The organism is Candidatus Chromulinivorax destructor, assembly GCF_003366055.1.
GTDB lineage: Bacteria > Babelota > Babeliae > Babelales > Chromulinivoraceae > Chromulinivorax > Chromulinivorax destructor.
Map to the genome: position 1 here is coordinate 1,160,801 of NZ_CP025544.1, position 13,472 is coordinate 1,174,272.

Sequence of the window (13,472 nt, forward strand, 5' to 3'; positions counted from 1 at the left end):
TCTATTATTTAGTTGCTAAAATAGTCCGATAGTGCGTACCAGAATAATAAAGATTTTATATCTTTTTGACAAACTCAGATTTCAAACCCATCTTCCCAAATCCATCAATTTTGCAATCAATATCATGATCTTCATCGACCAACTGTATATTTTTTACTTTTGTACCAGCTTTTATAACCGATGAGCTTCCTTTTATTTTAAGATCTTTGATCAGGGCTACGCAGTCACCATTATTCAAGATGTTTCCATTGGCATCTTTGACAATTTTTTTATGTTCAGCTTTGTCACTTTTTGCTTCTTGACTCCATGCATGACCACATTCTGGGCACATGAAAATCCCATTATCTTCATACGTATACTCTGAACTGCATTGTGGGCACTTTGGTAGATTCATCATTATTTCTCCTCATTCTTGTTTAGTTTATTCTTTATGCATCGCAACAATGTATGATTTTAATAGTATCATCATTGAAATTAATATTCTATCTTGTCGACCAAATTTTATATATTACAACATGCATTTCTATGAACATGTATAATAAAAAACCTATGTTATATTCAAACAGTTGTCTCTTGCATAAATTTCTTACACCGCTCTTGACATTCCCATGTTGTTCTCTATTGTGTGAATAAAATTATTACTCCCTAAACTTTTTTGAAGGAATATATGCAAAATTATTATAAGTTTTTGTTACAAAAATTGCCTATATTTTTATTCTTTATGCAAATGACCGTGATTGCACAATGTTCAGATTTGCAACGTTGGCATCCTACCTTTGGGGTCCAATCAGGAATTGCAGCTCTTGGTAAAGCTGGTGTCGATCAGGATTTTCCTATTGATGCAACTTCTGACCAATTTTATATTTATAATTACGATGGAACTACAAAAATTCCATTTTTATATGGTGGCTTTGTAGGCATTGAATGGCGTGGGGATACAGACTGGAGATTTCAGCTGCAGATTGATTATAATCAGTCATCAGATTTTGCTACTGGAGGAACATTAACACAAGGTATTGATGCAGCTTCACAAGAGACCTATGCTTTTGATTATACGATGCAATTTAGACAGTTATTAGGTTTGGTGAAAGTAGAATATGCTCGCTGGAACATAGTTTCACCATACTTCATGTTTGGTTTAGGATCTTCATTTAATTCTGCACGAGATTTTGCAACAACTGTTCCTGTAACTCTTGCAACAACAAGAATGTATGAAAATCAAGTAAGTAAGTCAGTCAGTTTTGCGTTAGGTGCTGGTTTTAATATTCATGTTATGGATCAAGTTTGTTTCAGCTTTGGATACCGATTTGCTAATGTAGGTACCATTGGATTAGGCGATTCTACCGTTGATGGTATTGCTGTAACGGGAACTTTGTCTCAAAAATCTTTATATGCAAATGAATTTGTTGTGCAATTATCAGCACTGTTTTAGGAAAGATATTATGATGAATATAAAAAAAATAGTATGTAGTTTTCTTTTGCTTGCATCAGGGAATTTTTTTGCATCAGTTGGTCCTATTTTGTCGATTGTACCAAAAGAAGGTACAACATTACCCACAAGTATGCTTCCTGGTTACAATGTACAAGCCTATTATACGGTGACAAATCGAACCCGTAAAAATTTACAAAATCTATATGTTGCCAATTTGCCAAGCAATGTGGAGCAAATTACAACGGGAGGATTATACCCGGATAGTTTAGGAGCTGTTTTTAATTTAGCTCCTGGAGCAAGTGGAACTTTAGAATTAAATATTTCTGGCCCTACTCAAAACAGTGCTACAAAATATTTATTTATAGCAACTTCAGGGGGTACTTCAGGATCAGGGACTGCATATCCTTTGCAAGTTGTTGAATCAGCATGGCTCCCAATTAGCGTATCGTATGAAATTATTTATACTGCAGATGTTGCTGATAATCCAAGTGCTTTTGTACAAGCGTATAAAGAAGGTGGAACAAATCCTATCACTGAACAACAATGGCAAGATTATGATCCACCAACTGGCTACACAAAAAATACAACTCGTTATTTACAATTTCAAGAGTCAATGTATATTACATCGCCAGGTTACCCAAATGGTGTAACCACGTATATAGAAACTGAAGATGGATACACGTGGGGATTAATTTCAAATGTGGTCAATGCGATGTGGCCATATTCAATTTCAATGTATCCAGGTACGGACGATGACCCATTTTTGGCTGGCAATATTGTGACAGCGCCTGTTGCAGGTGGCCTAAAAGTAACTGCAAATTATAAAGCACAGCAAATGAAATTTTATGCCTGTGAAAATGGCGTTGCGCCAGGAACTCCTGGAGCGGTACCGATATTACGATATTTTATTATTGATCCATGGGGTAATAAATATATTATGCATGCATCAGATTATTCGACTCCAAGCGCGGTTACAGCAGCATTTGAAGCAGCTGTATTACCAACTGGATGGACTAAGTCACCAGAATATTTAACAGAAGATTTCATTTTATACCCAGCTCAAGGTGTTGGTAATACGTATGAATATAACTTAGTTCGTGATAATCAGAATAATACGTACCACCAAATGTATTGGAGTCCTACAGGGGCAACAACCGTTACTTCACAAGTTCAAGGTACTGGCATGCCTATTTGGGGTGGTTTATCTAATGATTCCTTAACCATTAATAATGGATTTAATAATGTTGTGTATGGCGGTGGTGGAGTAAATCAGTTTATTTTTCCTATTCTTGATAATGCAGATAATAGTAATATAGGTACAAATACTATCATGGGATTTAATCCTGCTGGAGGAGATACACTCAATTTTCAAGGTGCAACTTACACCTATTTATTGACTCCCATAGGTGTTCAAATTTCAGTTGGACAAGTTGGCCTTAAGGTTATATTATCAGGGATTTTTACCTTTGAAACTGACTGGGTTATTGAAAGTTAATTTCTCGTAGATACTTTTAAAAGCCAAGCAAGAATCTATTATTTCTTGCTTGGTTTTTTGTTTATCATAATTTAAAGTATACAAAGATTGCATGGTAACCATGAGTATCTATTGTATCCTATAAAGCTTTCGTGCAATATCCTTATTTATATTTTTGTAGGAATATATTTTATATTACTGCACTTTTTGTTTCTGATAGAATTGTAATATGCAGAAACTTATTTAAATAAAAGGTTTCTGCAGTTTTTTATCTATGTCGTTTATAAAAATCTTACTCATAACTGGAATAAGTATGCAAAATGCAATCAGACTATTTTTTATTATTTTTATTGGGTTGCAATCAATGTTGTGTCATGCAGCAATGCAAGCGTCATACCAGTCTGAAGAATTTATTGTACATCGATATGTTCCTAAACTTTCGCAATTAGCAGGAGCACAATTTGCTGTACATCTCAAGAATATGATTGATAAAGATGTGCAGGAAGATGATCCTTTGTTTCAAAAAAATTATAGTATTATGTCTTCATTTATTGCATTGAACTTGCACATGCAATAAATGAAGACATATATACGCTTGATGGAGAGCTTTTAGTAAGACGTGGACAACTGCTTATAGATGCAGCAATAAAAAATAATATTCACATGGTATCATTATTACTTAACGCTGGCGTCGATGTTAATGCACAAGATGATGAAGGTTGGACGGCGCTCCATCACGCTGTTGAAAAAAATATGATTGAGCTTACGGCTCTATTATTACAACAGCCTGCAATAGATGTTACTATGAAAAGACGGTGGGGGGACACTCCTTTGCATATAGCTGCTCGTGAAGATTTAAGTGGAAAGCTTGTCGCAATGCTTTTGCAAGCGGGTGCGCATTATAATAGTAAAACTAAAAGTGGTGGATCTACCCCTCTTTCAAATGCTATACATCATAAAAATATAGAGGCTACCAGGTTATTAATTGCTGTAGGTGCAAATGTTAATATTAATCATTATTCTTTTTTAGATTATTGCACGAAATATCAAGGGTACCATGATAATAGATTAGAAGTAGCTCAGCTTTTATTACGAGCTGGAATCATCGTAGATCGGGTTGAAAAAACTGATGGTCGTTATATTGATATGACCCCTTTAAAGTATGCCATTGTTGGCAATGATCATGAAATGGTTGCATTACTTGCTCATTATGGTGCAGATGTCAATGCAGTTATCAAATATAAAGGTAGAGAACATCTTAATCAAAATATATTGTTTTATGCAATTAATCAGGGCTATCTAGAAATGGTTAAAACTCTCCTGAAATTTGGAGTAGTTGTAGATACCATAAAGAGTAAAAAACAACGTTTTATTGATATGACTGAATTGCAATTAGCAGTAGGTGTTAAGGATCTTGAGTCAGCTTCCTTACTGATTGCCTATGGAGCTAATCCACATGCACTATTAAAAATAGAACAAGGTGATAAGATACGTGAAATTTCTACATTAGGCTTAGCTATTTTAGTAAAAAGTGTAGCTGCTGTCGATCTTCTTTATAGGGCTGGAGTAGCTTTAGATGGTATAAAAATATCTGATCAATACATCATCGATGTTTCTGGACTAGGATTTCCTCGAGCAGGTGATGACAAAGAAATGATTTCAATTCTTACTTCTGGTGGCGCGCAAATTTCTACAAGCAATGGACCTTTGAAATTAAATTTCACTTCTATTTTTTATAAGATTTTTTCTAAAAGAGGGTGATTTTTGATGACTATATAGTATAATGTATTCATATAGAATAATTTTTATAATGTTTCTATACTATTTTTTATCAATTTTTATAAAGTTTTATTATGGTAGCTTTTAAAATTCTTCAAAACATTTTTAATTTTTTGATTATAACAAATTTACAGTCATTTATTTATACAGCGCAAGAAAGATTATTTTGTACTCATGACGCTAAGTCTTTAGTTGAACAACATGATAACAACAAAAAATGCTTTCTTTTTCAAAATGTACATGACCAATGTAATTCTGTTGATACAAATAGAAAATTTTTATGTAATCAAAATGAAGTAATTAATTTGATGCATATAAACTCTGAAAATGCTCGATCTTTAGATGGAGTTACTTTCGATATTCCATTGAATTTTCAGCAAGATCTATCACTGCAAGATGAAAAACAGGCAATTATTTCTATTATTTTGATAAATTATAAAGGATGTAAAGATGGCTTTGATTTTTTACTATCAAGAAAAATTATAGATCAATCCTTTGCTGATTTTTTAGAAGAGAATGTTGTTGTTGATCAAGATTTTAATATGCATGCTATTATTGATCAGATCGAAGGTTTTTTGACGTTACATATGAAAGATGCGTTTTTAAAAGTTTTTTATGAATTGATGTGTCGTGATTCAATGGTTCAAGAAGATATCTCAACTGAATTACAAGCAATATATGAATATGTGCTAAATCATAAAGATGATTATATGCGTAATATGATAAATTCTTGGTTTCTTTCATGGGCTTTTACGACAGAAAATTGTTGTACCTGTCCTTTTTTTATTGCAGCTGAAAGCGAAAATATATTTTTTTTAAGATTATTTCTTGAAGTGCCAGGAATTAATGTAAATCTTGTAAACGAAGAGGGTTGGACAGCTTTGTATTTTGCAGTTCAACATAATTATGTTGATCACGTTAAATTATTACTTACAATGCCAAATATAGATGTGAATATACAAAATTATCAATCTCGTACTCCATTTCAATTAGCAATGCAGCAAGGTCGTTCTGAAATAGTTGATTTGTTGCTAGAACACTTCCCAGATCTTGATAGCACTATTCGCAAGAGTAAGTATTGCGGGCCAGAGCCATTAAATTTTGAATTTGTAAATATGATGGATGTTCCTCAGCAGGATAGATGTTGCTTAATTATGTAAGCTGAATGAACTGAATTACAAGATAGTTTGCAATAGAGGTATATTTTTTTCAAAATCATAAGTGAAAATAATATTTACTCAATAAGCATCAGTATAATATTTTAAAGAAAGCAATTATTTTATTGTTAATAGAATCATAATATACAAAATCTAGGTTAATCTAATCAAGTTTTTACTATAGATTTTTGCCCTCAGTTTTCTATAAAAATTCCGTTAATTTGCTTGCAGGAGTTGCTTTACACTTTTTAAAAAACAAAAAAGCGTAACATGGCCGCCGCCACCATTGTTTCCGGTTATTATTTTTATATTTTTTAATGTTAGGTTTACCTATGATTTTTTTGAAAAACAGACGGCTACTTATGTTTGTTTCAATGTTTTTTTCCTTGAGTAATTTGATGATAGCTCAAGATACTACACCTATAGCAGGTGATGAAGTTGTTTCATTAATTCCTGTTACCAATATTTCACAAGAAAGAGATAATTTAAATACTCGATGTGGAAATTGTTGTATTGTAACCACGGCTTTTTTATTTGGAGGTCTTACGATTTCTATGTTATTAGCTAGTATTATAGAATCTTCTTTGCCTTTACGTACGTATACTATGTGTAATGCAAGTAATGATACGGTAAACATAGCGTATGGTATTAGAGCTTTGGCGCGGCCAACTATTACTATATTAGAGAATGATAACTGTTATGGTTTGCAAACGTACGGATCATTACGATTTGTGTGCGCTTACAATAATAATTGTCAAGATTCTGACGATTTTCATTATTCAACTGATTGCATGAAATGTGCAACAAGCAAAGGTTTAGAGCATAATTTTCAATGGTATGTTGATGAGCAAATGTTTTTAAACAGAGGATTTAAGCAAGATTATAATCAAAAAAACTATGGAGAGTCATCTTATATAAAACTTTCAAAAATTGAAGATAATAATTTGAATGCAAAAGTTTCATATCATCTTCGCGGTAGCATGCAACAAATTAATTCTTGAGAATCGATATTATTTATTTTGAATTTTTTTAAAAGATCATCATACTTTGTTTATAATAATGGTATCAAGCTTTTCATAGAAATAGAGGAATGTGATGAAAGATATTTTTGTTGATATTGTAGACGATAAAGATGAAGTTATTTATGCAATTGCACTGCCGCAGGTTATTGAAAATGGTCTTTTAAAACAAATTCGTATGGTTAAGCTTTTTATCAAAAATTATGATAAAGAGCTTTTACTCTGTCGCAATGCCCTTGCAAAAAAAGGTGATGACTTATTTGATGTACCGTTAACAGCAATTGTACACGTTGGTGAAACGTACGAAGAAGCATTGCATCGCACAGTCCTGGAAGTTTTTGGTATTGATATTACTGAATTACCATACCATGCACTTGGTAAATTATCAGCTGAAGATGGTCTTGACTGTTTTACCGAAGTATTTGAATTAACATTTAATGAATTACCAGATTTTTCTCAGACAAAATTTAATGATTTTTTCTGGGAAAAGCCATTAGATATTATTACACAACTTGCTAAAACAGGAGAAGGTGAAAAAGCTTTATCAGTATGTTTAAAGCATTTCTATTTTGATTGTGTAAATAGCATAAGTTGCTAAATATTAGGCTGTGTGAACCAAATTTACGTATGCACAAAAACCTACGATATCGCTTCGCTTATCTCCGAAAATATTGCTAGCGACGGTAACTTTATGATTTTTTAGTTTTAAAAAAGTGCATGAGGCCCATCGGCCAGCAAATTCCCGGAGTTTTGCTAGAAAACGTAGGGTAAATCTTTAAAGTAAAAATTTGGTTGAGAGAACCTGGGCTTATAGCGTAAGTAAATAGATCGCTAGATTGCTCATGTGCACTAAATACGTTAAGAGAATTAAAGCATACAATGTTTTCCAATTATAGCTCTTAATAGCTTTATCTAAAAAGCATTGCAAAAAGAAATTGAACCGAATATGATAACCTTTGTATGAGGTAGTCATATTCGGTTTCTTATTGCAAGTGAGGAGATGTTCATGTTAAAAAAACATTTGAGAGTAATTTCTTTGGGCTTAATGGCAATATGTTCGTATGAAATGTTACAAGCAAGTCAGCATGAGCAGCTTGAAGATTATTCTGCAGATTTTGTATTAGATGCAGATAGTTTAACTGATGTTTTATCAAATTTTGATGATACAAACGGCTTAGATAAAGAACCAGATTATCAATGTTTGCGCTGTGATAAGAGAGAAGATCGTGAGTTAGCTCTTTTAAGAGCTCGACGAGCTGAAAAACAAATGCATGAAGATGTGCGATTGCAAGCAATAACAGAATTACGTTTAGCTGTTATGAAAAGATTAGAGCATCAACATGATGTAACAGCAAGTACAAAATCAGAACTTTCATTACCAAGTTCATCTGAAAGCAATTCAATTTCAACATTAAGCTCACCAGATAGTATTCAAAGACCAGGCTCTGTGCAAAGACAGGTAGCAATGACCTTTGTAAGTGATCTTAATAGTCAAGATGATGTTGACAGTCAATCAACAACGCCTGATAATCAAGATGATTTGCTTGCGATACAGTACCCACAATTTTTTCCAATTATTCATTCTGAATCAAGTAGTATGCGAACAAAAGCTGGAAGCAGTCCTGTTTTTTCTCAATTAGATACGCAATATTCTCTAGAAGAATCTTTATCTTCTCATGAAGAATTAGTGGTCGAAAATATTGAAGATAGCTCGAGTGATTATGTCGCTTTATAGCGTTTTTTGCAAATTTATCGTAAACTACATACTGTAGCAATACCATACATAGTTATTCATAATTTTACATTGTGTATAAATATAGCCTGCGTTTTCTATTCAAGAAAGCGTAGGCTTCATTGCTATAAACTAAGCATAGCATTCTATTAAAAATTATAAGGGATTACGTGAATAAAAAAATAGTTGTTATTGGCGCATCTGCTGCATCAATCGGTTTTATTTCTAAATTACGATCATTTGATACAGGCAGCCAAGTTATATGTTTTTCTGGTGAAAGTTTTATTCCGTACAATCGTTGTCTGTTAGCAGATTTTGTGACGCAAGAAAAAAGTGCACACGATTTAGCATTAAAGCCAGAAGAATTTTTTGCCCAACATAACGTTGATTTACGTTTGAATTCATGGGTCACTGCAATCGACCGTGAGCATAAATCTGTTACAGTCAATGGTGAGCAAGAATCATATGATGTTCTATTCATTGGCATTGGCACAAAGCCATATATTCCAGCTATCAAAGGAACTGATTTACCAGGTGTTTTTGGATTCCATACGCTTGCAGACGTTGAGAATTTAAATAATTTTCTTGATGAACATCGTCCAAAAACAGCAATTGTAATTGGCGCAGGTATTAATGGTATTGAAGCTGCATCAGCCTTGGTAGATAGAGGTGTTAAGGTTGCGATTGTTGATGTACATGCATCGATTATGCCACTACAAGTTAATGCAATTATGGCACGACATATTGAGACGATTGCAAAAGATGCCAATGTTATTTTCTACAAAGGTCAAAAGGTTGTTGAATTACAACCTCGTAATCGAGCTGTCCTGGGTAGAGTAGTTTTGGAAAGTGGTGCATCAATTCCTACTGATTGTGTTGTATTGGCAACAGGTTCTCGTGTCAATAGTGAGCTGATTAAAAATGCAGGCTTGGACATGATTGACGGTTCTCTTGCAGTTACAACATCGATGCAAACAAGTGATGCATCTATTTATGCAGGCGGCGATGTATGCGTAGCTCATGATATTGTGAGTAAAGAATTAGTTAAAAGTGTGACATGGGCAGATGCTATGTTACAAGGTTTAACCGCAGCAACACAATTATCAGATACTCCTCGTGTGTATCCAGGCATTGTTGGCATGCGCGATTCAAAATTTTTTGGATTTGATTTTTATGCATGCGGTAACACCAATGATACTGAGATGTTTGATGTAATCGATAACCATAAAAAAGAGTATCGTCATACATTCTATTTATTTGATGGTGTGCTGCAAGGATTTGTGCTGCTTGGTAACGTTGATAATTTAGCAAAATATAGAACGTTTTATTTGACACAACAACCTGTTGATCGTTCTGACTTTCAAGAATAGCGAGCACCTTTTGTGGTTGTGTAGGTAGTATGATACTATAACATCAGGTATATATTCAGACTTTGTTACGTTGAAAGATCGTGTATGATTGCTAAAAAATCAAAAATATATAAAACGTTATTGATGACAGTTGGACTTTTAAATATACAATCTGCATCTGCTCAAGAAAAAAGTTGGACAACATGGGCATCTCAACACGCTCTTGCTGAGTGTGTTGTAGCAGCGGTTGGAACTTCGGTTGCGTATAGTATCGAGAATCTTCGTTTGCATAATGATTTGTTAACGTCTATTGAAGATCGCTATGGTATTAAACCGGTATATGAGTGGTATGATATGCCAGCTCAATATACGCTTCAAGCTTTATGTAGTACATGTAAAATAACTCAGGTGATAGAAATGGATAATTCTATTAAGGCGATTGAACAAAAAGTTGCAAAAATAACTTCTGCTCAGTTGTTTAATTTTGGATTGTTCACTCACAATTTGCCTCATATTGATCAAAACGGTTATTATTGTATTGCTGCAGGATATTTTAAAGATTTTAATTGTTCTACATTAGGGCAATTAAAAGAAGAAATTAGTGCAACTATCGATAGAGTTAATCAAGATGTTGTTTCATTAAAAAAAGTAATTTCTTTCCCAAAAAGTGTCATTAATTTTAATGATTTTCAACATCAGATTTTACAAGCGTTTGCAAGCCCAGTAATTAATTCAGCATGTGGATATTTTGGGTACAGTGCTTTATATAATAGTGATCGTGCAAAAGATTGTGTGATTACTCTTTCAAAGTATCATGCATACTTAAATTTATTGCAGGAACTTTTTAATGTATGTGTAGATCATAATGATACCAACTTGAAATCGGGTGGGTATTTGAAATTTACCATACAGCATAATCAGTATAATCAATCGGTACAGATTAACTAAATTTGGTTACAGATTTTATTCTATATAAAAGAGATAAGCCGCTATAATACATAGCGGCTTATCTCTTTTATAGCTTGAGGGGAATTTTTACACAAGATCTTTTGCTTTACCTACTGATCTTTGAATTTCTACAGTTTCACCTTTGTCATTGACTTCTTTTTTCCAAAACCAGTGACCTTTAGTTTTTGTTGGGTGAGAGTCTGAACTCGTTTCATATGACATTGAATCTACATGTTCATCATTGCTATTACGCAAACCTTCTTTATCTTCTTTGTATAATCGTTTGTGGCCTGGACCTGAATGATCTTCGTTTCTATACTGTGCGCGCTCAGCTTCTGTTTTATTATTGTTGTGTTGAGTATGAGCACGATTTGCTTTTACACGACCGTTTTTATCTTTATGCCAGCCGTATGTAGTGTCCGATTGATCACCAGTTGCAAGTGCGTTGACCGCATTGCCTGGGTGTAATGTCAAGGTATTTTGCGTTGCAGTAACCAATCGACCCAAGCCTTGGTGAGTTGGTTGTGCATCATCAGCTGATTTATCATAAGCAGTTGCTTGGTGAGCTCCCATTGAAATTGTAGCTACCAGCATAAATTTTTTTAGATTTTTCATACTTTTTCCTTTTTTTTAGTATACATACAATAGGTACATAGTCATACTACTACAATAAAATGCCAAATAGCAATGATTTACATGATTTTTTGATGGACCTGGTATCGTCATTTATGCTTATTTTTACGATATTTTTTATTTATAAAAAGTTGCGTGCAAAGAAAGCCTTGTCAGGTAAAAGTTTAATATTTTTATAATTGTTTTATTGACTGTTTGTATCGGTGTTTATTGAGGAGTCTATATATTTTTAAAATAACGCCTAGATCGAATCTTTCAAATTAGTCGTAAAATTTTTAACGCATAAAGGCTGCGAAAATATATTTTTTCACAGCCTTTATGCGTTAAAAAAAATAAAGATTGAATTCAATTATCCAATTATTATTTTGGCGCAGCAGTTAAAGCAGCAGGAGCCAAACTAACAATTGGCTTACGGCTTATATGCGATTTGATTTTTTTTGGTCCACCATGAACTGGTGCAAATGGAGTTTTATGGTCTAGCATATTTTTATGCGCAACGTTAATACTATTCATTAATGCTTTCGATTGATAAGCAAAAGTATAGGTAGAAGATGCTACCTGAGTACCATTCATATTAAGCTCTATATTCTCCATATAAACATTCGCCATTGGATTGGTTACTATCATTTTTGTACCATCTGAGCTAGTAAATTGTGCACTATCTTGAGAGACCCGTTGAGCACTCTTATTTACAATTCTATTAAATTCGTTACGATCAAGATAATAGAGTTGATCTTGCACTTTACCTTGATCATGATTTTGAATACGAGAACCATATGGAACAGTAATCGGATCAGTATTTGTAAACTGACTAATTTGATTTTGTAAATCATGTCGTTGCTCAAGATATTCTGCCGACCCAAAAGTTTCTAAAATATCGGGGCTTTCATCTGCATTCATTTGTAAACCGATAACTAACAACCCAGCTAAAAATAATAATTTTTTCATAACATTCGCCTTTTTTATTTTTTGAATTGCTCACTATGAATAATTCTATATGAAACATGTTATAACAAATGCAACATCCTTAAATCAATAGTTTGCCAATGAGTCAGCATCAATAAGAATTAAATATTCAATTAAAAACAGTGATGAGCTTATGTTTTATATATTTTAGAATGTATACATACAATAGGTGCATAGTGATACCACTATAACAAAATGCCAAATAGCAATGATTCGCATGTTTTTTTGATGAGCTTGTCATCGTCATTTGTTCTCATTTTTACTATGTTTTTTATTTGTAATAAGTTGCTTCAAGAGAATGCCTTACTGCGCGAACCTTTAATATTTTTATAATTGTTTTATTGACTATTTGTATCTGTATTTATTAGATTGTCTATGAAGATCATGTTATAAAAAAGGGGGAATTATGAAATTTTTTAAAATGTATGTTGGGATATTGTTTTTATTAGCGTCGCACGTAAGTTTTGTGCATGCAGCAAAGAAAAATCAGTCATTTCTTGATTCTAAGAATAAATTAGAAAGAAATTTAGCGGCGTATACGAATAAAGTTGAAAAAGCTGAGTGTGTTGAGCAGCATGACGGCTCGTATGTTATCACTTTTTATTGTGAAAAAAAACCAATATGTTTTTATATGCCAAAAACATATAACGAAAGTGTAGATCGCAATAAAAAAAGATACATTTTGCCTCGTACAGAATGGTCATCAGATCGTTTAAATGATTTTATGAAAGTTTCTGCAGATACATTACAAGCAGTTGACGCGCATTGCTCAATACAAAAAATTCCAGGTGTTGACTATTCATTAGGTATTTTGTTTGAAGTTGATGGCTCAAAATATGAAGTAGAAAAAAATATTGATCAAGAATACAAGACTGTAAGCTTTACGATTACACCAAAATAGTAATCGAGCTTTTTTCTTTTGTTTTTTTATTATACACTAAGGTATACATATTTTTTTCGAATACTTAACCGGTGTAAACGTA

14 protein-coding genes are annotated in these 13,472 nt (G+C 33.0%); 11 read left to right on the plus strand and 3 right to left on the minus strand.

Annotation, left to right across the window (positions count from 1 at the left end; all coding sequences use genetic code 11):
- Nucleotides 1-55: 55 nt before the first annotated feature.
- Nucleotides 56-397: a zinc ribbon domain-containing protein YjdM gene (locus tag C0J27_RS05570; RefSeq protein ID WP_115586185.1), complete on the minus strand. Its 342-nt coding sequence runs from the start codon at nucleotides 395-397 to the stop codon at nucleotides 56-58.
- A 270-nt stretch (nucleotides 398-667) separates the two neighbouring features.
- Between C0J27_RS05570 and C0J27_RS05575 the strand changes: the two genes are divergently transcribed.
- The 10 genes from C0J27_RS05575 (at nucleotide 668) to C0J27_RS05620 (ending at nucleotide 10,890) form a co-directional block, all read left to right on the plus strand.
- On the plus strand, nucleotides 668-1,432 hold the full coding sequence (locus C0J27_RS05575; RefSeq protein WP_115586186.1) for an outer membrane beta-barrel protein: 765 nt from the start codon (nucleotides 668-670) through the stop codon (nucleotides 1,430-1,432).
- A gap of 10 nt (nucleotides 1,433-1,442) precedes the next feature.
- Nucleotides 1,443-2,927, plus strand: coding sequence for a hypothetical protein (locus C0J27_RS05580; RefSeq protein WP_162801844.1), 1,485 nt, complete (start codon nucleotides 1,443-1,445; stop codon nucleotides 2,925-2,927).
- A gap of 292 nt (nucleotides 2,928-3,219) precedes the next feature.
- A complete protein-coding gene (locus tag C0J27_RS05585; RefSeq protein WP_162801845.1) occupies nucleotides 3,220-3,483 on the plus strand; it encodes a hypothetical protein in 264 nt (87 codons plus the stop codon).
- A gap of 56 nt (nucleotides 3,484-3,539) precedes the next feature.
- Complete coding sequence (locus C0J27_RS05590; RefSeq protein WP_286206278.1) at nucleotides 3,540-4,667, plus strand: ankyrin repeat domain-containing protein; 1,128 nt, start codon at nucleotides 3,540-3,542, stop codon at nucleotides 4,665-4,667.
- Nucleotides 4,668-4,759: 92 nt separating this feature from the next.
- Entirely contained in the window at nucleotides 4,760-5,845 is a 1,086-nt protein-coding gene (locus C0J27_RS05595; protein ID WP_115586190.1) for an ankyrin repeat domain-containing protein, read from the plus strand.
- Between the two features lie 359 nt (nucleotides 5,846-6,204).
- The gene (locus tag C0J27_RS05600) at nucleotides 6,205-6,843 is read left to right on the plus strand and encodes a hypothetical protein (RefSeq protein WP_115586191.1); all 639 of its coding nucleotides are present in this window, start codon (nucleotides 6,205-6,207) and stop codon (nucleotides 6,841-6,843) included.
- 94 nt (nucleotides 6,844-6,937) lie between these two features.
- Nucleotides 6,938-7,459, plus strand: coding sequence for an NUDIX hydrolase (locus C0J27_RS05605; RefSeq protein WP_115586192.1), 522 nt, complete (start codon nucleotides 6,938-6,940; stop codon nucleotides 7,457-7,459).
- Between the two features lie 408 nt (nucleotides 7,460-7,867).
- The gene (locus C0J27_RS05610) at nucleotides 7,868-8,596 is read left to right on the plus strand and encodes a hypothetical protein (protein ID WP_115586193.1); all 729 of its coding nucleotides are present in this window, start codon (nucleotides 7,868-7,870) and stop codon (nucleotides 8,594-8,596) included.
- A 167-nt stretch (nucleotides 8,597-8,763) separates the two neighbouring features.
- The gene (locus C0J27_RS05615) at nucleotides 8,764-9,963 is read left to right on the plus strand and encodes an NAD(P)/FAD-dependent oxidoreductase (protein WP_162801846.1); all 1,200 of its coding nucleotides are present in this window, start codon (nucleotides 8,764-8,766) and stop codon (nucleotides 9,961-9,963) included.
- Nucleotides 9,964-10,047: 84 nt separating this feature from the next.
- A complete protein-coding gene (locus C0J27_RS05620; protein WP_115586195.1) occupies nucleotides 10,048-10,890 on the plus strand; it encodes a hypothetical protein in 843 nt (280 codons plus the stop codon).
- Between the two features lie 87 nt (nucleotides 10,891-10,977).
- On the opposite strand, the gene C0J27_RS05625 is transcribed toward C0J27_RS05620, so the two are convergent.
- Together C0J27_RS05625 and C0J27_RS05630 are read right to left on the minus strand one after the other, a co-directional pair.
- The gene (locus C0J27_RS05625) at nucleotides 10,978-11,505 is read right to left on the minus strand and encodes a hypothetical protein (RefSeq protein ID WP_115586196.1); all 528 of its coding nucleotides are present in this window, start codon (nucleotides 11,503-11,505) and stop codon (nucleotides 10,978-10,980) included.
- Nucleotides 11,506-11,883: 378 nt separating this feature from the next.
- Nucleotides 11,884-12,471 (minus strand): hypothetical protein, encoded by a 588-nt coding sequence (locus C0J27_RS05630; RefSeq protein ID WP_115586197.1) that lies wholly within the window; start codon nucleotides 12,469-12,471, stop codon nucleotides 11,884-11,886.
- A gap of 424 nt (nucleotides 12,472-12,895) precedes the next feature.
- Between C0J27_RS05630 and C0J27_RS05635 the strand changes: the two genes are divergently transcribed.
- Nucleotides 12,896-13,390, plus strand: a complete 495-nt coding sequence (locus C0J27_RS05635) for a hypothetical protein (RefSeq protein ID WP_115586198.1) — start codon at nucleotides 12,896-12,898, stop codon at nucleotides 13,388-13,390.
- Nucleotides 13,391-13,472: the final 82 nt, after the last annotated feature.